The 18,371-nt window shown below is 67.3% G+C and carries 20 protein-coding genes; 5 read left to right on the plus strand and 15 right to left on the minus strand.

Going from position 1 to position 18,371, the window contains the following annotated elements; translation table 11 throughout:
- The first annotated feature begins 58 nt into the window (after positions 1 to 58).
- From ACZ5R1_RS09330 to ACZ5R1_RS09340, 3 genes are all read left to right on the plus strand, one after another.
- The gene (locus ACZ5R1_RS09330; protein WP_027601977.1) at positions 59 to 679 is read left to right on the plus strand and encodes a TetR/AcrR family transcriptional regulator; all 621 of its coding nucleotides are present in this window, start codon (positions 59 to 61) and stop codon (positions 677 to 679) included.
- Positions 680 to 1,018: 339 nt separating this feature from the next.
- A complete protein-coding gene (locus tag ACZ5R1_RS09335; RefSeq protein ID WP_027599748.1) occupies positions 1,019 to 1,369 on the plus strand; it encodes a CidA/LrgA family protein in 351 nt (116 codons plus the stop codon).
- Positions 1,362 to 2,048 (plus strand): LrgB family protein, encoded by a 687-nt coding sequence (locus ACZ5R1_RS09340; protein WP_027601978.1) that lies wholly within the window; start codon positions 1,362 to 1,364, stop codon positions 2,046 to 2,048. Before ACZ5R1_RS09335 ends, ACZ5R1_RS09340 begins: the two co-directional genes overlap by 8 nt.
- A gap of 50 nt (positions 2,049 to 2,098) precedes the next feature.
- On the opposite strand, the gene ACZ5R1_RS09345 is transcribed toward ACZ5R1_RS09340, so the two are convergent.
- The 6 genes from ACZ5R1_RS09345 to ACZ5R1_RS09370 all read right to left on the minus strand — a co-directional run bounded on the left by ACZ5R1_RS09345 (position 2,099) and on the right by ACZ5R1_RS09370 (position 7,584).
- Positions 2,099 to 2,599, minus strand: a complete 501-nt coding sequence (locus ACZ5R1_RS09345) for a DUF4126 domain-containing protein (RefSeq protein WP_314582956.1) — start codon at positions 2,597 to 2,599, stop codon at positions 2,099 to 2,101.
- A 186-nt stretch (positions 2,600 to 2,785) separates the two neighbouring features.
- A complete protein-coding gene (locus tag ACZ5R1_RS09350; protein ID WP_464713080.1) occupies positions 2,786 to 3,343 on the minus strand; it encodes a hypothetical protein in 558 nt (185 codons plus the stop codon).
- A 281-nt stretch (positions 3,344 to 3,624) separates the two neighbouring features.
- Positions 3,625 to 4,053: a nuclear transport factor 2 family protein gene (locus ACZ5R1_RS09355; protein WP_027599744.1), complete on the minus strand. Its 429-nt coding sequence runs from the start codon at positions 4,051 to 4,053 to the stop codon at positions 3,625 to 3,627.
- Positions 4,054 to 4,355: 302 nt separating this feature from the next.
- Positions 4,356 to 6,194, minus strand: a complete 1,839-nt coding sequence (locus ACZ5R1_RS09360) for an amidohydrolase (RefSeq protein ID WP_464713081.1) — start codon at positions 6,192 to 6,194, stop codon at positions 4,356 to 4,358.
- 73 nt (positions 6,195 to 6,267) lie between these two features.
- On the minus strand, positions 6,268 to 6,831 hold the full coding sequence (locus tag ACZ5R1_RS09365) for an antibiotic biosynthesis monooxygenase (protein WP_044342844.1): 564 nt from the start codon (positions 6,829 to 6,831) through the stop codon (positions 6,268 to 6,270).
- Positions 6,832 to 6,897: 66 nt separating this feature from the next.
- A complete protein-coding gene (locus tag ACZ5R1_RS09370; protein ID WP_464713082.1) occupies positions 6,898 to 7,584 on the minus strand; it encodes a hydrolase in 687 nt (228 codons plus the stop codon).
- A gap of 269 nt (positions 7,585 to 7,853) precedes the next feature.
- Here ACZ5R1_RS09370 and ACZ5R1_RS09375 point away from each other — a divergent pair, with 269 nt between their 5' ends.
- Complete coding sequence (locus ACZ5R1_RS09375; protein WP_027599740.1) at positions 7,854 to 8,315, plus strand: Rid family hydrolase; 462 nt, start codon at positions 7,854 to 7,856, stop codon at positions 8,313 to 8,315.
- Positions 8,316 to 8,323: 8 nt separating this feature from the next.
- Here ACZ5R1_RS09375 and ACZ5R1_RS09380 read toward each other — a convergent pair whose 3' ends face one another.
- A complete protein-coding gene (locus ACZ5R1_RS09380) occupies positions 8,324 to 9,250 on the minus strand; it encodes a LysR family transcriptional regulator (protein WP_464713083.1) in 927 nt (308 codons plus the stop codon).
- A gap of 336 nt (positions 9,251 to 9,586) precedes the next feature.
- Between ACZ5R1_RS09380 and ACZ5R1_RS09385 the strand changes: the two genes are divergently transcribed.
- Positions 9,587 to 9,808: a hypothetical protein gene (locus tag ACZ5R1_RS09385; protein ID WP_181083506.1), complete on the plus strand. Its 222-nt coding sequence runs from the start codon at positions 9,587 to 9,589 to the stop codon at positions 9,806 to 9,808.
- 129 nt (positions 9,809 to 9,937) lie between these two features.
- Here the strand turns inward: ACZ5R1_RS09385 and ACZ5R1_RS09390 are convergent, their stop codons facing one another.
- The 8 genes from ACZ5R1_RS09390 to ACZ5R1_RS09425 form a co-directional block, all read right to left on the minus strand.
- On the minus strand, positions 9,938 to 10,183 hold the full coding sequence (locus ACZ5R1_RS09390; protein WP_027601985.1) for a hypothetical protein: 246 nt from the start codon (positions 10,181 to 10,183) through the stop codon (positions 9,938 to 9,940).
- A gap of 270 nt (positions 10,184 to 10,453) precedes the next feature.
- On the minus strand, positions 10,454 to 12,043 hold the full coding sequence (locus ACZ5R1_RS09395) for a gamma-glutamyltransferase family protein (RefSeq protein ID WP_108581020.1): 1,590 nt from the start codon (positions 12,041 to 12,043) through the stop codon (positions 10,454 to 10,456).
- A gap of 11 nt (positions 12,044 to 12,054) precedes the next feature.
- Positions 12,055 to 12,927, minus strand: a complete 873-nt coding sequence (locus tag ACZ5R1_RS09400) for an ABC transporter permease (RefSeq protein WP_144944624.1) — start codon at positions 12,925 to 12,927, stop codon at positions 12,055 to 12,057.
- Entirely contained in the window at positions 12,924 to 13,871 is a 948-nt protein-coding gene (locus tag ACZ5R1_RS09405) for an ABC transporter permease (protein WP_027599735.1), read from the minus strand. Before ACZ5R1_RS09405 ends, ACZ5R1_RS09400 begins: the two co-directional genes overlap by 4 nt.
- 2 nt (positions 13,872 to 13,873) lie before the next feature.
- Positions 13,874 to 15,376 carry an ABC transporter substrate-binding protein gene (locus ACZ5R1_RS09410; RefSeq protein WP_464713084.1) on the minus strand — a complete coding sequence of 501 codons (1,503 nt, stop codon included), beginning with the start codon at positions 15,374 to 15,376 and terminating at the stop codon, positions 13,874 to 13,876.
- Complete coding sequence (locus ACZ5R1_RS09415; protein WP_464713085.1) at positions 15,373 to 16,461, minus strand: ABC transporter ATP-binding protein; 1,089 nt, start codon at positions 16,459 to 16,461, stop codon at positions 15,373 to 15,375. Before ACZ5R1_RS09415 ends, ACZ5R1_RS09410 begins: the two co-directional genes overlap by 4 nt.
- Positions 16,458 to 17,444, minus strand: a complete 987-nt coding sequence (locus tag ACZ5R1_RS09420; protein ID WP_464713086.1) for an ABC transporter ATP-binding protein — start codon at positions 17,442 to 17,444, stop codon at positions 16,458 to 16,460. The genes ACZ5R1_RS09415 and ACZ5R1_RS09420 overlap by 4 nt, the downstream gene beginning before the upstream one ends.
- A complete protein-coding gene (locus ACZ5R1_RS09425) occupies positions 17,441 to 18,163 on the minus strand; it encodes a FadR/GntR family transcriptional regulator (protein WP_169853669.1) in 723 nt (240 codons plus the stop codon). The genes ACZ5R1_RS09420 and ACZ5R1_RS09425 overlap by 4 nt, the downstream gene beginning before the upstream one ends.
- Positions 18,164 to 18,371: the final 208 nt, after the last annotated feature.

An 18,371-nucleotide genomic window follows, 5' to 3' on the forward strand; every position in this document is an offset into this window, starting at 1 on the left:
TTCTTTGCCGAAGCCTGGCCAGCTATCCTCTCTGGCACCCCAGGAATCAGGAGCGACGGTGAGCGGGCTACGCGAACGTCAGAAGGAATCACGCCGCACCGCCATCTCGGCCGCGGCGGTCATGCTGTTCCAGCGCCAGGGCTTTCGCGAGACCACTGTCGAGCAGATCGCCCGCGAAGCCGGCGTCTCGGCGCCCACGGTGTTCAAGTATTTCGGCAGCAAGCACGAGATCATCCTGGAGATGATCAAGGAGTCCGATCGCCGGGCCCTGGTCGACGTGCGCCGGCACCTCCGCGACTTCGCGGATCCCGTCGACGCGCTCTGCCACCTGGAGCACCTGCTGGTCAGCTACGCGCTGGATGTCCTGCCCGCCGCCCTTTGGCGCGAGCTGCTGCCGCTGGTGCTGGTGGGGGGCGACAGCGGCCTGCCCCTGGCCTACCGGCAGATGAACAGCGGCCTGCAGGACGAGATCGCCAAGGTGCTGCGCGAGTTGCAGGCCGCCGGCAAGTTGCGCGCCGACCTGGATGTGCAACTGGCCGCCTTTCTGCTCAACGACTACTCCCATCTGCAGCTGCTGCGCCTGACGGCCAGTGACCCGCTGGATCGCGAAGGCCACGCGGCCAACGTGCGCAACACCACGCGCCTGATCTTCGAGGGCATGCGCGCGCTGCCGGCGTGAGGCGCCAGCGGCGTCATCAGCCGTGGCAGTGTCTTTGCGGGTCGGCTGGCGTCTCGTCAGGTTTCGCTCAGGGGTGCTCTACGGCGCTACGATTGCTAGGGCAGGGGGCAGGCGAAGCGGATCGCGGCGCCAACCCAACAGTGAGCCGACCAAGGCGAGCGCCTCTCACCTATCCCGGCAGGGAGGTGCCCAGCCCTTTTCAGATGCGCCTATAGTGAGTCCGCGCGCAGCAGGTGAACGTTGAACCGCCTTATCGGCGGCGATCGATACTCCTGCCGTATCCAACGGGCCGGTGCGGCGCGTGCGGGCTGCTCAGAACAACAAGGTAATGGAGTGCTTATGCCTATAGCGGGCTTCTTGATGCTGGTGGGTTGCTATCTGGCGGGCGTCTATCTGACGACTCATATAGGCGGCATTCCGGCCAGCGTCATAGGGATCATCGTCCTCTTCGCCCTGCTGATGCTCTTGCGTCGCGTGCCGGAAGGCGTGGAGACCATGGCCGGCAACCTGCTCAAGTACCTGCCGCTGATGCTCGTGGTGCCGGCGGTGGGCATCGTCGATTTCAGCGGTCTCGAGGCGTCGGTGTGGTTGCGCCTGGTACTGGTCATCGCGCTGTCTCTGCTGGTCACGGTGCCGCTGTGCGGCTGGTTGCTGCAGTACCTGATCGGACGGAGCAAAGACCATGGCTGATCAATCCCTCGCACCCCTGCTGGCCCTGTCCCTGACGCTCGCGGCCTATCAGCTGGCGCTCGTGCTGCAGCAGCGCCTGCGCCTGGTCATGCTGCAACCGGTGCTGGTCACCACGGCCATCGTCGCCACCGTGCTCTGGATCGGTGGCATTCCCTACGAGCAGTATCGAAGCGCCAGCGGGATGCTCGCTATGCTGCTCGGGCCCACCACCGTGGGCCTGGCCGTTCCGCTCTACAAGAATGCCCAGCGGGTGAGGGCACTCTGCACGCCGCTGCTGATAACCCTCGTGGTCGGTGGCGTGGTGGGCGTCTCCCTGACCCTGGCCCTCGGCTGGCTGTTCGGCTTGTCCGAGACCCTGCTGATGAGTCTGGTGCCCAAATCGGTCACCATGCCGATCGCCTTGCCGCTGGCGGATCATTTCGGTGGCATCGCGCCCCTGACCGCGGTGATCGTCATGCTGACCGGCGTGATCAGCACCACGCTGGCGCTGCCGCTGCTCAAGGTCTGCAAGGTAGAGGATCCGGCGGCCCGCGGCCTGACCCTGGGCATGAACGGCCATGCCATAGGCACCGCCCATGCGTTGCGCGAAGGTCAGGAGACGGCGGCCTTTTCGGCACTCGGCATGATCCTGCTCGGCATCCTGACGGCACTGGTGCTGCCCTGGGTGCTAGGTGCCTGAGCGACCTTGCCCGAGCGGGCGGGAAGGGGCGTGGCAGGCCAGTCCGGGCGTCACGGCCTCGGGGGCTCCTGCAGGGCTCGCCGCAGACCGGCATGGCCCAACGAAAGGGCGATGCCGTCTTCGGCCAGACCCAGACCCGCGTTGATCCAGGTGTCAGCGGCGTAGCGCTTGCGCAGTCCTATCGCGACCCGGGCGGCGACACAGGCCGCCGTCGCCCCGATCACGGCAGGCAACAGCCTTGGTTGCCGCCGCGCGCCGGCGAGAGCTGCTGCGCTGACGCCACCGGACAGGGCACGGACCAACATAGAGGGCGCTATGGTACGGTCCGGCGCGAAGGGCAATTTGTCGCCCAACAGCTCGCCGGTCGCCAGGGGCAGCAGGTACTGCCGTACGGGCTGCGACGCGAGCGTGCGAGCGGGTTCGCAAGCTTCGTCGAGGTCCGCACGTTCCGCCAGTGCCCGGCTGACCAGGGTCGGCGCCAGCATGCTGCGCATGCCCGTCACCACGCCAATGGCCAAGGCGCCCCACAAGACATTGCTGGCTGTCGTCATCGTCGAGTCTCCAATGGTCGTTCCAATAGGGACCGGATCCACGGGTTGCTGTTCGGCTGGATGGCACCGCAGGTCGCACGCCTGCTCGTATCCAGGGATGCCCACCTTCCGGTCTCGCGGCGCGGACACTCTCGCTACCGGTCCTGTCGTCAGGAAGCGGCGACGCTCCTGCCGGATGGGGTGTGATCAGGCACTTAGCAGTGCCCTGACGTGCGGCCGCCAAGGTCTGTGGACCAGCCGGCCCTTCAGCAGGTCGGCATCGGTATCCAGCAGCCGCGAGGTCCGGAAATGGTCCCAGTCGTGCTGGAAGGCCGAGCGCGAACGCAACAGCTGGAGCTGCGCCAGCACCACCCGTTCTTCCTCGGCCGAGCTGCAGGGGTCGATCCAGTCGATGCGACGGCGCTCGCGATCCACCTTGCCGGCCATGACCAGGTGGCCGTGGCGATCGGAGACGGAGATCCGCTTGGGGTGAAAGTCGAGCGCCGCCACGGGGGTCGGATAACGATCCTGGCGGACCGCCGCCAAGGCGATCCGGAGGACGTCATCGAGCACGCCGCACTGGCCGAGCTGGACATGCCCGGCGACATGGAAGGTGCCATGCCCGGCGTCTTCGAAGCGCTTCATCGTCCCGTGCAGCAGGATGGTGAATTGCCGCTCGAACAGATCCTGGCGAAGCGAGGTACCCGGTACATAGGGGTTGCTGACGAAGGGCTGGCCTTCGAAGTGTCGAATGATCAGATCCATGATGCCTCCAGCGTCCTGGAATCCATCATGCCCCGAAAGGATGATGGATTCCTTAAGGGTAGACGACGCAGGCGGGAAGCCAAGTCGGGCCGGTGATCCGCACCCCGCCCGGCGGAGCGGAGTAGGGACCTTGCCGTCTGGTCATCGCCGCACCCCAGGGCTTGTCTGGAACCGGAGCGTGGGGTGCGCGCCTGAGCTGGCCACCTGAATTCGGCGGGCGGCTCGTGAGGAGGCCGGTGTGAGCCCTAGGCCTTGGCGACGTTCAGTGACTGGCCGGGATATCAGAAGCGAAAGGCCTGGCGACCGATCAGCAGCCAGTGGCCGTTCTGTTTCTGCCAGATCTGGAAGTTTTCGATTTCGGTGGGCACGACCTTCCCACTGTTCACGGCCTGGGCGGAAAAGTGATTGCGCACCAAGGCGACGTCGCCGGACAGCGTGATCTTCTGATTGAGCATCTTCAGCTCGTTGAAGGCGCTTTTGCCCGTCTCGATGTCGGCGATGAAAGCCTTCTTGTCCTGAATGTTGCCGCTCGAATGGCCGTAGGTCAGGTTGTCCGCGGTCAGGGCATCGAGTTGCGCGATATCCTTGTGCCACATGGCTTGGGTCAGCTTGTCGACCGCAGTGGCGACATCGCCTTCATCGCCGGTAGCCGCGGCGACATAGCCGCTGAACAGACACAGGAAACCTACCGCCAATTTCAGCTTTTTCATGAGCGTATCCTTTTGTTGTAGTTGTCGGAAAGGGGGCGTAGCAGACGTCACAGGACGACCCTTCTTGTCGGTCATCATATGACTATTGGATTGTGCCTGGCGGAAAGGCGTAAGGCCAGCCCTGGCCACATTCCGCGGAAGGCGGAATGCCTGGCCTGTTGGCTGCGACTGGCTGGCACCTGCAGGTGCCCGCAGAACCCAACCCGAGGCCGGCAAGCGCCGGGATGCTGGGCCCGAGGCACCTCATGAGTGGTCATTGCCGCGACCGCAGCGAGTCGACAGCGATTGACGGCGGTGCAGGGCTAGAAGGCGAAGCACGAGCAGCCGAAGGCCCCCCAGAAGCCCTGGTGGTCACTGACCGGCACCGAGCTGCGGCGTGCGCGATCGTGCTGGTGCTGGTGAACGGCGCAGGAGCCGATGCACTGGTGGAGGCTGGCCGCCAGCGGGGCCGCGGGACGCCAATGGCCAGGTACGATGGCCACCGGTGACCAGTCCGGCATGACCGGTACGGCTGGCGGTGCCAGGTCAGCGAATTCGCTGGCGGCATGCACCACCTTGCCCCCGACCACCGTCAGCACCGATTCGAGCCATTTGATCTGCTCTTCCTCGACGCTGAAGAAATCGGCCGAGAGCGCCACCAGATCGGCCAGCTGGCCGACCTTGAGCTGTCCCTTCTTGCCTTGCTCGCTGGAGAACCAGGCGCTGCCGTGGGTGAAGAGCTGCAGGGCGGTGGCCCGGGGCAGGCCTTCCGGATAGAGGGTCATGCCGCCGACGGTCTTGCCGCTCACCAGCCAGTAGAGCGCCGTCCAGGGGTTGTAGCTGGCCACCCGGGTGGCATCGGTACCCGCGCCGACTGGTACGCCTTCGGCGAGCATGCGCTTGATCGGCGGGGTGGCCTCCGCCGCCTGGGCGCCGTAGCGGTCGACGAAGTATTCGCCCTGGAAGGCCATGCGATGCTGGATGGCGATGCCGCCGCCCAGGGCCCGGACACGCTCGATGTTGCGCGGGCTGATGGTTTCGGCGTGATCGAACAGCCACGGCAGCCCGTTGAAGGGGATGTCGCGATCGACCTTTTCGAAGACATCGAGCATGCGCGAGATGGACTCGTCATAGGTGGCATGCAGCCGGAACGGCCAGCGCTGCTCGACCAGATGGCGCACCACCGGCTCCAGTTCATCTTCCATGCTCGGGGCCAGATCCGGCCGGGGTTCGAGAAAGTCCTCGAAGTCGGCGGCGGAAAACACCAGCATCTCGCCGGCGCCGTTGTGTCGGAGAAAGTCGGTGCCCTGGTGCAGGGTGACGCTGCTCGTCCAGTGCTTGAAGTCGTTCAGCTCTTCCTTGGGCTTCTGCGTGAAGAGGTTGTAGGCGATGCGCACGGTGAGCTGGTCGTTGTCGGCCAGCTGCTGGATCACCTGGTAGTCCTCCGGGTAGTTCTGGAAGCCGCCGCCGGCATCGATGGCGCTGGTGACGCCCAGGCGATTGAGTTCGCGCATGAATTGCCGGGTGGAGTTGACCTGGTATTCCAGCGGCAGCGTGGGCCCCTTGGCCAGGGTCGAGTAGAGGATGAGGGCGTTGGGCCGGGCGATCAGCATGCCGGTGGGATCGCCCTTGGCATCGCGCTGGATCTCGCCGCCGGGTGGGTTGGGGGTGTGACGGTCATAGCCCACCGCCCGGAGCGCCGCTCGATTCAACAACGCGCGATCGTAGAGGTGCAGCACGAAGACCGGCGTGTCCGGCGCGGCCCGATTCAGTTCCTCGACGGTAGGCATGCGCTTTTCGGCGAACTGGAATTCCGTCCAGCCACCCACCACCCGCACCCACTGCGGCGTGGGCGTGCGCTCGGCCTGCTCCTTGAGCATACGCAGGGCATCCGCCAGCGACGGAACACCCTCCCAGCGCAGCTCCAGGTTGTAGTTGAGGCCGCCGCGGATCAGGTGCAGGTGCGAGTCATTGAGGCCGGGGATCACACAACGCTGCCGCAGATCGATCAGCCGCGTCGCCGTGCCACGAAAGGCCATGGCCTCGGCATCGGTGCCCACCGCGATGAAGCGGCCATCCCTGATCGCCACGGCGGTGGCCTGGGGTTGCTGGGGATCGACGGTGTGCAGGCGGCCATTGAACAGAATCAGATCGGCGCTCATGGGTAGGGTCCTTGTGAACGAAAGGAAGGGTTGTAGAGGGCGAAAGGGTGAGGGCAGGGGCCGGGGCCACGCCCTAGGCGGGGTCGGCGGTCAGCCAGGGATCCAGCATCCGCGTGGCCAGCGGCATGAACAGGTACACCACCAGCACCACGATGCTCAGGGTGATCAGCAGGTTGCTCATCAGGTAGCCGGCCAACCAGGGCGCCACGCTGAATACCGGTTGCCAGAGCGCGGGTACCAGCAGGCTCAGGGGCAGAATGACCAGGAAGCTGACGACCACCTGCTTCCACCGCGGCGGTGCCTGCTCGGCCGGCCGGGGCGCGAACCAGAAGTCCTTGCCGAGCCGGACCTCGGTGTTGTCGCCGTCCTGCAGCCATCCCTGTGCCTGGCTGACCAGCCACTGCCGGGCGGAGGACGCGAGCCATTCCTGCAGGTGCTGCATCTCGTCGAAGCGCAGCACCGAGGTGAACTGCAGGGCATCGCCATGGCGTTCCCGGCCGACGTCCACCCCGAGGTGCCCCGGGAATTGACTGGCGGCCTCGATGGTCTGGTGCAGCCAGGTTTCGTAGCGCTGTTCGTGCTGCGGATGGACCTGGTGGCGGACGACCAGGGTCGCGGTAGTAAGAGCGGGGTTCATGAGCAGGACTCCTGCCTGGACTGGGGAAGCGCCAGCCCCGCCCGAGACGGTGGGGCTGGCAGGGGCTCAGACGGCGGCGGCGACCGGGGCCAGGGTGGGGCCGTGGGCGATACGCTCGGGGGCCTTGTGCACCATGGTGTAGGCGTAGTCGACGCCCATGCCGTAGGCGCCGGAATGCTCCTTCACCAGGGCCATGACGGCGTCGTAGGTGTCGCGGTTCTTCCAGTCGCGCTGCCATTCCAGCAGGACCTGCTGCCAGGTCACCGGAATCACGCCGGCCTGGATCATGCGCTGCATGGCGTAGTCGTGAGCGGCCTGGGTGGTGCCACCCGAGGCGTCGGCGACCATGTAGATCTCGTAGCCGGCGTCGTGCATGGCGGAGAGGGCGAAGGTGGTGTTGCAGACTTCCGTCCAGAGGCCGGAAACGATGATCTTGTTGCGGCCATTGCGCTTGAGCGCATCGCACACCTTCTGGTCGTCCCAGGAATTCATCGAAGTGCGCTCCAGCAGCGGCGCCTCGGGGAACACGGCGAGCAACTCGGGATAGGTGTGGCCGGAGAAGCTTTCGGTTTCGACCGTGGTGATGATGGTCGGCACGTTGAAGATCTTGGCGGCCTTGGCCAGGCCGACGGTGTTGTTCTTCAGGGTCTGGCGATCGATGCTCTGGACGCCAAAGGCCATCTGCGGCTGCTGGTCGATAAAGATCAGCTGGCTGTTCAGGGGGGTCAGGACTTCGGTTTTGGAGTTGTTCATGGCTTCACCTATCGATTGAGTGTGGTTTGGGATGTGCTCCGGGCGGCGATCTGGGCGGCTCGCCTTCAAGGGGGCGATGGCCTCGTTCGCAGCGGTTGTGACCGGAACTGCTATCCAAGGTAAGGGATCAATCGAGGCTGTGCTTGTGCACTTTTGCGCCTTTGAAAGCGCAAACTTGCGCCATTGGATTCGCCAGGGGGCTGCTAGGGTGTGGCCTTCCAATCACCCGGATTCCACAGCGCGAATCCACTTTCCGCGAGGAACAGGCAATGGCAGCAGCACAGTTGAGGGACAAGGACACGGCGTACTGGGGCGTACCCTGGGAGCAGGCCTACGGCTATCCGCAGGCCCGTCGGGTGGGTGACGAAATCTTCGTCTCGGGGCAGTTCAATCACGACGCGGACGGCAATCTGGTGGCGCCCGCGCCTCTGGACAGCGAGGGCCGCCCCAGCGACTTTTCCACCATGGGCGAGCAGATGCGCACCGCCTACGACAACATCGCCACACTGCTCGCGCTCTATGGCGCCACCCTGCAGGACGTCGTCGAGGAAACCCTCTATGTGCTGGACATGGACGCCGCCTTCGCCGTCGTCGGCAAGGTGCGCAAGGCGGCCTACGGCTGCGAGGCACCGCGCTGCGCCAGCAACATCATCGGGGTTTCGCGGCTGGCCCAGCGCCCGCAGCTGATCGAGATCGCCTGCCGGGCGGTGATTGGCAGTCGCGCGCGCTAGGCAGAGGCTTAGCGCTCTTCGGGCGCAGTGGCAAACGGGCGCTGACCTTCCACCAGCGCCTTCTGCTCGGCCACCGCCGCCGCACAGAACGCCATGAAGGCCTTTACCCGCCAGGACTTGCGGATGTCCTGATGGGTCAGCAGCCAGAGTTCGTCGTTGAGCTCCGGCACCACCGGCCCCACGCGCACCAGGCCGGGCGTGGTATCGCCCAGCATGCAGGGCAGAAAGCCGAAACCCAGCCCCGCCACGATGGCCGTACTGGCGGCGGCGACCGAATCGGTACGGTAGGAGACATCCTCAGGCGCCACCCGGCATTCCAGATAGGCAGCCGCCTTGAGGTTGGCCAGGGCGGAGGTGTAGGACACCCAGGCCTGACCGGCCGCATAGGGATCCTCCTGCCGCGCACCGCCGCGACTGCCATAGGCGGCCCAGGCGATGGTGGCCAGCTTGCGCCCGACCAGGCTGTCGGCGGGCTTCCTGGTGGCCCGGATCGCGATGTCGGACTCGTCGCGGGCCAGACTCAAGGTCTGATTCCCCACCAGCACCTCGATGGTCATGCCATCGTTCGCCGCCTTGAAATCGGCGATGATGGGGGTCAGGAAGTACAGCAGCAGCGAGTCGCTGGTGGTGATGCGCAGCTTGCCCAATGGCCCCTGGGCGGCGCGGGATACCCGTCGGGCGACGCTGACGATATCCAATTCGACCCGCTCGCCCAGGGCGCGGAGCTCTTCGCCTTCGACGGTCAGCTGGTAGCCGGAGCGACGATGGTCGAACAGGGCGACACCCAGGGTTTTCTCCACCTGTGCGACCCGTCGGGAGACGGTGGAGACGTTGATGCCCAGTTTCTTGGCGGTCGCCGCCCGATTGCCGGACTCGCTGAGGGCCTTGATGATGCGCAGGTCGTCCCAGGACAGCTGGCTGACCGCCGCCCCCACATCCCAGCGCGCTGCAGCCTGATCAGGTTGGCTTGGAGAAGCCGGTTTTGCTGAGGCGTCCACACCTGAGGTTCCGTCGGTTGTTGTCGGGCATCATACGAAAAAGGCCATGGCAGAACCACGGTCGGGCAAGGGCGCTGGCGGTACCTGCAGCCATGCGGGCCTTCCACGGGCGTATTTGGCGGGCGGTCACTGGCGATTCCCCCCGGCCAAGTGCCGCTCAGTCATCAATATGGACAGTTCATGCGATAACTGATGTATTCATCAGGCCATCACGAAAGATGATGGCAATAAGCCAGTCGGCAATCGACAGCAGTGCTTTCAGGTAAGACCACCATGGGCATCGACGACACCGAATTTCCACCTCGCCTCACCCTGACCAGTCCGCTGGACCTGAACCGGGTCATGGATCAGGCCCGCCTCGATCAGGGCTTCATGCGCCGGGTCATCACGGTGCTGGAAGAGTGTGGGGTGGACGATCGTACCGACGACGAAAATGCCCTGCTCGAATGGGCACGCAGCTTCCAGCGCCGGCAGCCGGGCGAGGTTGAAGGTTAGGGGACCAGAGATGCCGGCGCCGGGCGTTGGCCCACCTGGTTCAGGCATTGCGCCTGGTCCGGGCCTTTCCGCGGCCGACCGATCCTTGGAGGGGCAGCCACGGCCTCCCGATCCGGCGTAGACGTGGCGTCAGCCCTGATCCGGGCTTCCCGTGGGAACCGTTTCCGCCACCAATCCCAGAGGCACAGGCGCCAGCAGCGCCGTCTCGGCCACCATGTCGGCCACCCGTTCGTTGAGATCCTGTACGGCCTGGAGCACAGCCTGGACGTCCGGATCGTCGCAATCGACCTTGCCCAGCCGCCTGGCATTTTCCTGTAACTGACGATGGAGGCCGAGCAGGGCCTCCCGGGCTTGGCTCTGGGGATCAGGATGCATGGCGAGGTCTCAGGCTCTTGTCTGGTTGATGGCGCCTGGCCACTATGTCCACATTGCTTTGGTATCGCAATAAACATTAAGACGATGCCGCTACCTTTCGACGAGTGGCGGCAGGGGCAGGGGCGCGGATAGGCACGGTGTGGCTGAAACGTTCTGGCCAGATTTCCAGCCACACCCTGGCACGCCCGAGCCCGACCAATCTCGGCGCCTCAAGCTAAGGTCGAGTAGCCTGGGGCGCCGCGCCTGGCCTGGGGGCCGCCGCTTTCGGCTTCAGTAGCCGGCCACCAGGCCATCCTTGCGCGGATCGGAGCCGCCCACGTAGCCACCGGCAACGCGCTGGATGATCTGGGCGCCGCCGAAGGCGAACACGCCGGAGGGCTCTTCCACGGTCACCTCGTGGCCCAGGGCCCGCAGTGCTTCCAGGGTGGCCGGGTCCAGGCTGCTTTCCACCGCGACCCGGCGGCCACCTTCGAGGCGCCAGCGTGGTGCGTCGGCGGCGGCCTGGGGATTCTGCCGGTACTTGAGGATGCGCAGCATCAGTTGCAGGTGCCCCTGGGCCTGCATGGGGCCACCCATCAGGCCGAAGGCCATCAGCGGGGTGCCGTCGGCGTTCATGGCGAAGCCGGGGATGATGGTGTGGAAGGGTCGCTTGCCCGGCGCCACGCTGTTGACGTGATCCGGCGCCAGGGTGAAGCCGGCGCCGCGATTCTGCAGGCTGATGCCGGTACCCGGCACCACCACGCCCGAGCCGAAGCCCATGTAGTTGGACTGGATGAAGGAAATCATCATGCCGCTCTCATCAGCCGCCGACAGGCAGACGGTGCCGCCGGGGCGTGGGGCGCCATAGCCGGGATCGCCGGCACGCGACCCGACCAGCCCGGCGCGTTCGCGCAGGTAGGCCGGGTCCAGCAGGTGTTCGGCCTGGATGCGCATGTGCGCGGAGTCGGTGACGTGCTGGTAGAGATCGGCCAGTCCCAGCTTCATGGCCTCGATCGAGCGGTGCAGGGTGGCGGGGCTGTCCACGGGATCCGCGCCGATGCCGGCGGCTTCGAGGATGCCCAGGCCGGCGAGGGTGGCGATACCCTGGCCGTTGGGCGGCAACTCGTGCACCACGGCGCCGGCGAAGGGTACCGAGAGGGTGTCGATCCAGTCGGCCCGGTGGGCGCGCAGGTCCTCTTCGTCCAGCACCGCTCCGTGTTCGCGGGCATGGCGGGCCATGGCCTGGGCCAGTTCGCCCTGGTAGAAGGCAGCACCGTTGCTTTCAGCGATGGCCTCCAGGGTTCGCGCGTGGTCGGGCAGGCGTACCAGGGTGCCGGCCCGGGGTACGCCGTTGGCCAGGAAGCAGGCGGCGAAACCGGGTTGGTCCTTGAGCTGCTCGGCGCCGCGGCGCCAGAGTTCGGCGATCACCGGGGTGAGCAGGAAGCCGTCGCGGGCATAGTGGATCGCCGGGGCGGCGAGGGTGGTCAGCGGCAGCTTGCCGTAGCGCTGGGCCAGGGCGACCCAGGCCGAGACAGCCCCGGGCACCGTGACCGCGCCCCAGCCGCGCGCCGGCATGGCGCTCTGGCCGGCGAAGTATTCCGGCGTCCAACCGCGCGGTGCGCGGCCGGAGGCATTGAGGCCCTGCACCTTCTCGCCGTCCCAGACGATGGCGAAGGCGTCGCTGCCGATGCCGCAGCCGGTGGGTTCCACCACGGTGAGCACCATGGCGGCGGCCACCGCGGCGTCCACCGCGTTGCCGCCGCGGCGCAGCATCTCCACGCCGGCCTGGGCGGCCAGCGGCTGCGAGCAGGCCACCAGGTTGCGGCCCATGACCGGCGAGCGAGCCGAGGAATAGGGGTTGTGATAGTCCAGATCGGGCATGGCGAAGGGTCTCATTGGTGACGAGGATCGAGGGCGTCGCGCAGGCCGTCGCCCAGCAGGTTGAAGCCGAGGACGGTGAGGTAGATGCAGACGCCCGGGGCGATGGACATCCAGGGCGCCTGCTCCATGAAGTTCTTGGCGGTGTTCAGCATGGAGCCCCAGGAGGGCATCGGCGGTTGCTGGCCGAGGCCGAGAAACGACAGGCTGGCCTCGGCGAGGATGGCGGCGGCGATGGTCAGGGTGGCCTGGACCACCAGCGGCGAGAGGATGTTGGGCAGGACGTAGCGCCAGAGAATCCAGCGATCCGGCAGGCCGATGGCGCGCGCCCCCTCCAGATAGTCCTCGTGGCGGATGGCGAGCACCTGGCCACGGGTCAGGCGGGCGAACACCGGCATGGCGGACAGGCCGATGGCGATCATGGCGTTGCCCAGACTCGGGCCGAGAAAGGCCCCCAGGGCGATGGCGAGGACCAGGAAGGGACAGGACAGCAGGGCTTCGACCAGGCGTGAGACCACGGCGTCCAGCCAGCCGCCGAAGTAGCCGGCGATCAGGCCCAGGGGCACCCCCACCAGCAGGGCGATGGCCACCGAGACCACGCCCGCCAGCAGCGAACTGCGCGCGCCCCACAGCAGGCGCGAGAGCAGGTCGCGCCCGAGTTCGTCGGTGCCCAGCCAGTTCAGCGCCGAAGGCGCCTTGCGTACCGCCAGGAAGCTGGTCTTGAGCGGATCGAAGGGGGCCAGCCAGGGTGCCAGCAGGGCGGCCAGGGCGAAGGTCAGGATCAGGGCGGCGCCGAGCAGCGCGCCGCGATTGGCGCTGAACTTGCGCCAGAAGGGCGAGCGCGCGGGTCTCAGGGTGGCCGGGCGGGGCAGGGTCAGGGCGTTCATGCGGCGTGCCTCAGGCGCGGGTTGATCAGGCGGTAGAGCAGGTCGGCCACCAGGTTGAGCAGCACGAAGCCCACCGCCACGCAGAGCACCACCCCCTGGACCACCGCGTAGTCGCGGTTGAACACGGCGTCGACGATCATCTTGCCGAAGCCGGGGATGCTGAAGACCTGCTCGGTGAGCACCGCACCGCCGAGCAGTTCGCCGAACAGCAGGGTGGTGAGGGTGACGATGGGCATCAAGGCATTGCGCAGGGCATGGCGCAGGATCACCACGCGCTCGCGCAGGCCCTTGGCCCGGGCGGTGCGCACGTAGTCGGCGCGCAGCACCTCCAGCATGGCCGCTCGGGTATGGCGCATCAGGGTGCCGGAGAGGCCGGCGCCCAACACGAAGGCCGGCAGGATCAGGGTGCGCAGGTTGCGCAGCGGGTCCTCGTGAAAGGGCACGAAACCGGAGGCCGGCAGCCACTGCAACTTCACCGCGAAGAGCAGGATCAGGAGGATGCCGAGCCAGAAGTGCGGGATGGAGATGCCGGACAGGGCCACCAGATTGGCGCCGTAGTCGACCGCCGTGCCCCGGCGTACCGCGGCGAGGATGCCGGTGGGGATGCCGATGAGCAGGGCGATGACGATGGCCAGCAGCGATAGCTCCAGGGTCACCGGCAGCTTTTCGGCGATCAGCGCCGTCACCGGCTGGTCGGTGCGCAGCGAGATGCCCAGGTCACCCCGCAGCACCCCGCCCATCCAGTGCAGGTACTGCACCGGTACGGGATCGTTCAGCCGGTATTTCTCGCGCAGGAATTCCAGCACCTGGGGATCACGCTCCTCGCCGGCCATGGCCAGCACCGGATCGCCCGGCAGCAGTTGCTGCAGGGTGAAGACGAACAGCGACACCAGCAGCAGGGTGGGCAGGGCACTTAGCAGGCCACGCAGGAAGAGGCGCAGCATGGCTATTGCCCGCGGGTGACGCCGGCCAGGCGAATCAGGCCGTCGGGATTGGGGACGAAGCCCTTGAGATCGGCGCGGGTGGCGATGATGCGCGGATCGAAATAGAGATAGAACACCGGCAGCTCCTCGCGCAGCAGGGTCAGGGCCTGGGCATAGAGCGCCTGACGCTGGGCCTGGTCATTGATGGTGCGGGCCTGGTCGAGCAGTTGATCCAGCGCGGCGTTGCAGTAGCGGCCGTCGTTCTGGTTGCCCTTGCAGGTGACGAATTGATGCACGTTGCCATCCGGATCGGGGCGGCCGGACCAGGCGCTCAGGCCGAGCTGGAAGTTGCCGGCGTGCTGTTCGGCCAGCAGGGTGGCGTATTCGGTGGCGACCAGGTTGACCTCGAAGCCGGCCTCGGCGGCCATGGCCTGGATCAGCTGGCCCACCTGCTGGGCGATGGGGTTGTTGGCGATCTTCAGCTCCACCTTGACCGGCAGGCTGACGCCGGCGGCCTTGAGCAGCGCCTGGCTGCGCGCCACGTCGCGGGCCGGCACGGCGAAGGCCTTGTCGTAGTAGGGGCTGCTCTGCGGGAAAGGCTGCACGCTGGGCGCATAGAGGCCCTCGAACACCACCTGGTTGAGCGCTTCGCGATCCAGCGCCAGGTCGAAGGCCTGACGCACGCGCTTGTCGCCGGCGAAGGGATTCTTCGCCCGGTCGCCGTTGGCCATGTTCACCATCAGCTGCATGTAGCCCAGGCCCGGGGTGTTGTAGAGGGTGAAGCCGGCCTGGCCCTGCAGGCCCTTGACGTCGGTGGGCGCGACCCGCTCGACGATGTCCAGGTCGCCCGAGCGCAGGTTGGCGAGGCGCACCGAGGTGTCCGGGATGGGCAGGAAGATCAGCCGGTCGAAGTGGTAGGCGCTGGCGTTCCAGTACTGGGGGAACCGCTCCAGCACGATGCGGTCCTGCTGCACCCGCTGCACGAAGCGATAGGGGCCGGAACAGACCGGCTTGCTGCCCACGTCGCCCGTGGATGCCTTGGGCGCCAGCATCATGCCGGCGCGGTCGGAGAGCTGGGCGAGCAGGGTGGCGTCGGGTCGCTTGAGGCGGATGCGCACGGTCTGGGGATCGACCACCTCGACGGTATCCACCGAAGCCAGTTCGCTCTTGCGCAGCGAGTCGGGCAGGCTGCGGGCGCGGTCCAGGTTGAATTTCACCGCGGCGGCGTCGAAGGCTTCGCCGTCATGGAAGGTCACGCCCTGGCGCAATTGCAGCGTCAGGCTACGGTTGTCGTCGCTCCACTGCCAGGCGGTAGCCAGTTGGGGCACCAGCTCCAGCTGTGGCGAGACGTCTACCAGCTTGTCGCACAGGGCGGTGTAGACCAGCCGCCCCGAATAGGTCCGCGAACGGTGCGGATCGAGCACGTCGGGATCGTCCTGGATGCCGATGCGCAGGGTGGTCTCGGCCAGGGCGGAGCCGCCGGCCAGGAGCAGAAGGGTGGCGGTGAGCCAGGCGGAGGCTTTCATGGGGTGGACTCCAGAAGGGATTGATGACGGTTGAACAGGGCCAGGCGGCGCGTGAAGGCGGCGCTGGTGGCGATCAGCGGCGGCGGTGAGGCGCCCGCGCCGGCGATCTCGCGCCAGAAGTGGCAGGCCACCCGGCCTTCGCCGGCGGCGGATTCCAGCAGCGGCTTGGCCTCGCGGCACAGCGGCCGGGCGTGGGGGCAGCGGGTGTGGAAGCGGCAGCCGCTGGGCGGCGCCGTGGGGCTGGGCAGGTCGCCGCCGAGCAGGGTGCGTGGCCGCCGCGCCCGCGGATGGTTGACCGGCACCGCGGCCAGCAGCGCCTGGGTGTAGGGATGCAGGGGCGTCTCGAACAGCGCCTCCACCGGCGCCAGTTCGACGATCTCGCCCAGGTACATCACCGCCACCCGGTCGCTCATGTGGCGGATCACGCCGAGGCCGTGGGCGACGATGATCAGGGTCAGGCCGAAGCGCGCCTTGAGGTCTTCCAGGAGGTTCACCACCTGGGCCTGCACCGAGACGTCCAGCGCCGACACCGGTTCGTCGCCGAGCAGCAGCCGCGGATCGGCGGCCAGGGCGCGGGCGATGCCGATGCGCTGCCGCTGGCCGCCGGAAAATTCATGGGGATAGCGCCCCGCCAGCTCCGGCGCCAGGCCCACGGTGCGCAGCAGCTCGGCCACCCGCTCGGCGCGCTGGCCCCGATTCAGCGGCTGGTGCAGCCATACGGGCTCGCCAACGATGTCGGCCACGCTCATGCGCGGATTCAGCGAGGCGAAAGGGTCCTGGAAGATGATCTGCAATTCCTGACGCACCTGACGTAGCGCCGCCGGACTGAGGTTGCCCAGGTTGCGGCCTTCGTAGATGACGTCGCCGGCGGTGGGCGCGAGCAGGTTGAGCAGCAGGCGGCCGAGGGTCGACTTGCCCGAGCCGGACTCGCCCACCAGCGCCAGGGTCTCGCCGCGGCGCACCGTGAAGGAGACATCGCTCACCGCCTGTACCGGCGGCTTTGGGCGTTGCAGGAAACCGGCCTGGCCACCGAAGTGCTTGGTCAGGCCGATGGCTTCGAGGATGGGACGTTCCACGGCATTCATGCGGGGGTCTCCAGGTGCTGTTCCAGGGGCGCGCGCAGGCAGGCCACCTGCTGCCCGGGAGCGGGTTCGACCAGGGGTGGCGGCGCAACGCGACAGGCATCGAGGACGAAGGGGCAGCGGCTGGCGAAGCGGCAGCCCGCCGGCATCTCGGCGGGCGTCGGCACCCGGCCGGCGATGGTCGCCAGGCGTCCCGTGCGCGGTCCCAGCGAGGGCATGGAGCCCATCAGGCCGAGGGTGTAGGGATGCTGCGGATCGTCGAACAGCTGGGCGACCGGGCCGGATTCCACCACCCGGCCGGCGTACATCACTGCCATCTCGTCGGCGACCTCGGCGACCACGCCGAGGTCGTGAGTGATGAGGATCATGGCGCTGCCGGTCTCGGCCTGCAGACTGGCGATGAGTTCGAGGATCTGCGCCTGGATGGTCACGTCCAGCGCCGTGGTGGGCTCGTCGGCGATGATCAGCGCCGGGTCGTTGGCCAGCGCCATGGCGATCATCACCCGCTGGCGCATGCCGCCGGAGAGTTCGTGGGGATAGGCCGCCAGTCGCTGGGTCGCCGCCGGCACCCGCACCTTCTCCAGCATCTCCAGGGCGCGCTGCCGGGCAGCCGACTGACTGCCACCACGATGGCGCAGCACGGTTTCCATCAACTGTTCGCCGACTGTGAAGGCCGGATTCAGCGAGGTCATCGGCTCCTGGAACACCATGGCCAGGCGATCGCCGCGCAGGTCGCGGCGGCGCGCCTCGGGCATGCCCAGCAGGTCCTCACCCATGAAGCTGGCTTGATGAGCGCGGACCTCGGCGGTGGCCGGCAACAGCCCCATCAGCGCCATGGAGGTCACGCTCTTGCCACAGCCGGATTCGCCCACCAGGGCCAGGGTGCGGCCCGGCTGCACGGTAAAGCTCAGCCCTTCCACCACCGCCGCCGGGGCGCCGGCGAAACGCACGCTGAGATCGTCCACCACCAGCACCGGGGCACTCATAGGGCCTGCTCCAGGGTCTGTTGCAGCACGCTGTCCAGTGCCAGTTGCAGGGCGCGCAGATGGGCGCGCATCACCGCCGCGGCGCGGACCGGATCGCGGGCATCGAGGGCTTCCACCAGGGCCTGGTGGTCATCGTGGTAGGCCAGCAGGCGCTGGGCATTGCGCGCCCGGTGGCGCAGGTCGCGCCAGGTCGGGTCCAGGCGGATGGCGTCGAGCATCTCGAACAGGTCCAGCAGCAGGCGATTGCCGGCGGCCTCGGCAATGCTGCGGTGGAAGGCGCTGTCCCACAGCTCGATGGCATCGGCATCCTCACTGCTGCCCAGGCGTTCGAAGGCGGTGCGCTCGGCCATGCGGCGAATCAGGGCGCGCTGTTCGCCACTGGCGCGCTGGGCGGCCAGGGCGGCGAGATTCGGCTCCAGGTGCAGCCGTGCCTCCATCACCTCGCTGAAATTGGTGCGCGCCGACAGCTGGGTCAGGGTGAGGGCTGCGCTCGGCGGCGTGGGGCCGACGTAGGTGCCCTTGCCCTGGCGGCGCCAGACCTGGCCCTCGGCCTCGAGCACGGCCAGGGCGCGGCGGATGGAGCGCCGGCTGACGCCGAATTCACTGGCCAGCTCGCGCTCCGGCGGCAGGGGTTTGTCGGGCACGCTGCTCTGCTGGGCCACCAGGTTGCGCAAGGCATCCAGGGCCAGGCGGGCACTATCGTCGGTGTGGATCTGCATCGAACCTTTGCCTCTTAGGTCTGGGCCGTCTCCCGCTGCGAAACGCGCTAAAAGCGCGATCGCAGCGGAGATGCGAATACCTGAGCCGGGTGCAAGGCCGATGCCATTTGAAATTGGTTCGCTGGACCTTTCAGCGCGAGGCTCTGGGGCGATGCCTGGATTCCGGTCGCGGTCCGGGCCCGCAGCATTGGTTCGCGTCTGGGCGAAC

This window comes from Pseudomonas sp. Pso3 (genome assembly GCF_055393275.1).

Excerpts from the sequence above, each read along its gene's own strand:
- ACZ5R1_RS09410 (WP_464713084.1), bottom strand. The coding sequence starts at position 15,376 with ATGAAAGCCTCCGCCTGGCTCACCGCCACCCTTCTGCTCCTGGCCGGC.
- ACZ5R1_RS09395 (WP_108581020.1), bottom strand. The coding sequence starts at position 12,043 with ATGCCCGATCTGGACTATCACAACCCCTATTCCTCGGCTCGCTCGCCG.
- ACZ5R1_RS09355 (WP_027599744.1), bottom strand. The coding sequence starts at position 4,053 with ATGAAAAAGCTGAAATTGGCGGTAGGTTTCCTGTGTCTGTTCAGCGGC.
- ACZ5R1_RS09385 (WP_181083506.1), top strand. The coding sequence starts at position 9,587 with ATGGGCATCGACGACACCGAATTTCCACCTCGCCTCACCCTGACCAGT.
- ACZ5R1_RS09365 (WP_044342844.1), bottom strand. The coding sequence starts at position 6,831 with ATGAACCCCGCTCTTACTACCGCGACCCTGGTCGTCCGCCACCAGGTC.
- ACZ5R1_RS09335 (WP_027599748.1), top strand. The coding sequence starts at position 1,019 with ATGCCTATAGCGGGCTTCTTGATGCTGGTGGGTTGCTATCTGGCGGGC.
- ACZ5R1_RS09340 (WP_027601978.1), top strand. The coding sequence starts at position 1,362 with ATGGCTGATCAATCCCTCGCACCCCTGCTGGCCCTGTCCCTGACGCTC.
- ACZ5R1_RS09350 (WP_464713080.1), bottom strand. The coding sequence starts at position 3,343 with ATGGATCTGATCATTCGACACTTCGAAGGCCAGCCCTTCGTCAGCAAC.
- ACZ5R1_RS09405 (WP_027599735.1), bottom strand. The coding sequence starts at position 13,871 with ATGCTGCGCCTCTTCCTGCGTGGCCTGCTAAGTGCCCTGCCCACCCTG.
- ACZ5R1_RS09370 (WP_464713082.1), bottom strand. The coding sequence starts at position 7,584 with ATGAACAACTCCAAAACCGAAGTCCTGACCCCCCTGAACAGCCAGCTG.
- ACZ5R1_RS09420 (WP_464713086.1), bottom strand. The coding sequence starts at position 17,444 with ATGAGTGCCCCGGTGCTGGTGGTGGACGATCTCAGCGTGCGTTTCGCC.
- ACZ5R1_RS09425 (WP_169853669.1), bottom strand. The coding sequence starts at position 18,163 with ATGCAGATCCACACCGACGATAGTGCCCGCCTGGCCCTGGATGCCTTG.
- ACZ5R1_RS09345 (WP_314582956.1), bottom strand. The coding sequence starts at position 2,599 with ATGACGACAGCCAGCAATGTCTTGTGGGGCGCCTTGGCCATTGGCGTG.
- ACZ5R1_RS09390 (WP_027601985.1), bottom strand. The coding sequence starts at position 10,183 with ATGCATCCTGATCCCCAGAGCCAAGCCCGGGAGGCCCTGCTCGGCCTC.
- ACZ5R1_RS09360 (WP_464713081.1), bottom strand. The coding sequence starts at position 6,194 with ATGAGCGCCGATCTGATTCTGTTCAATGGCCGCCTGCACACCGTCGAT.
- ACZ5R1_RS09400 (WP_144944624.1), bottom strand. The coding sequence starts at position 12,927 with ATGAACGCCCTGACCCTGCCCCGCCCGGCCACCCTGAGACCCGCGCGC.
- ACZ5R1_RS09375 (WP_027599740.1), top strand. The coding sequence starts at position 7,854 with ATGGCAGCAGCACAGTTGAGGGACAAGGACACGGCGTACTGGGGCGTA.
- ACZ5R1_RS09415 (WP_464713085.1), bottom strand. The coding sequence starts at position 16,461 with ATGAATGCCGTGGAACGTCCCATCCTCGAAGCCATCGGCCTGACCAAG.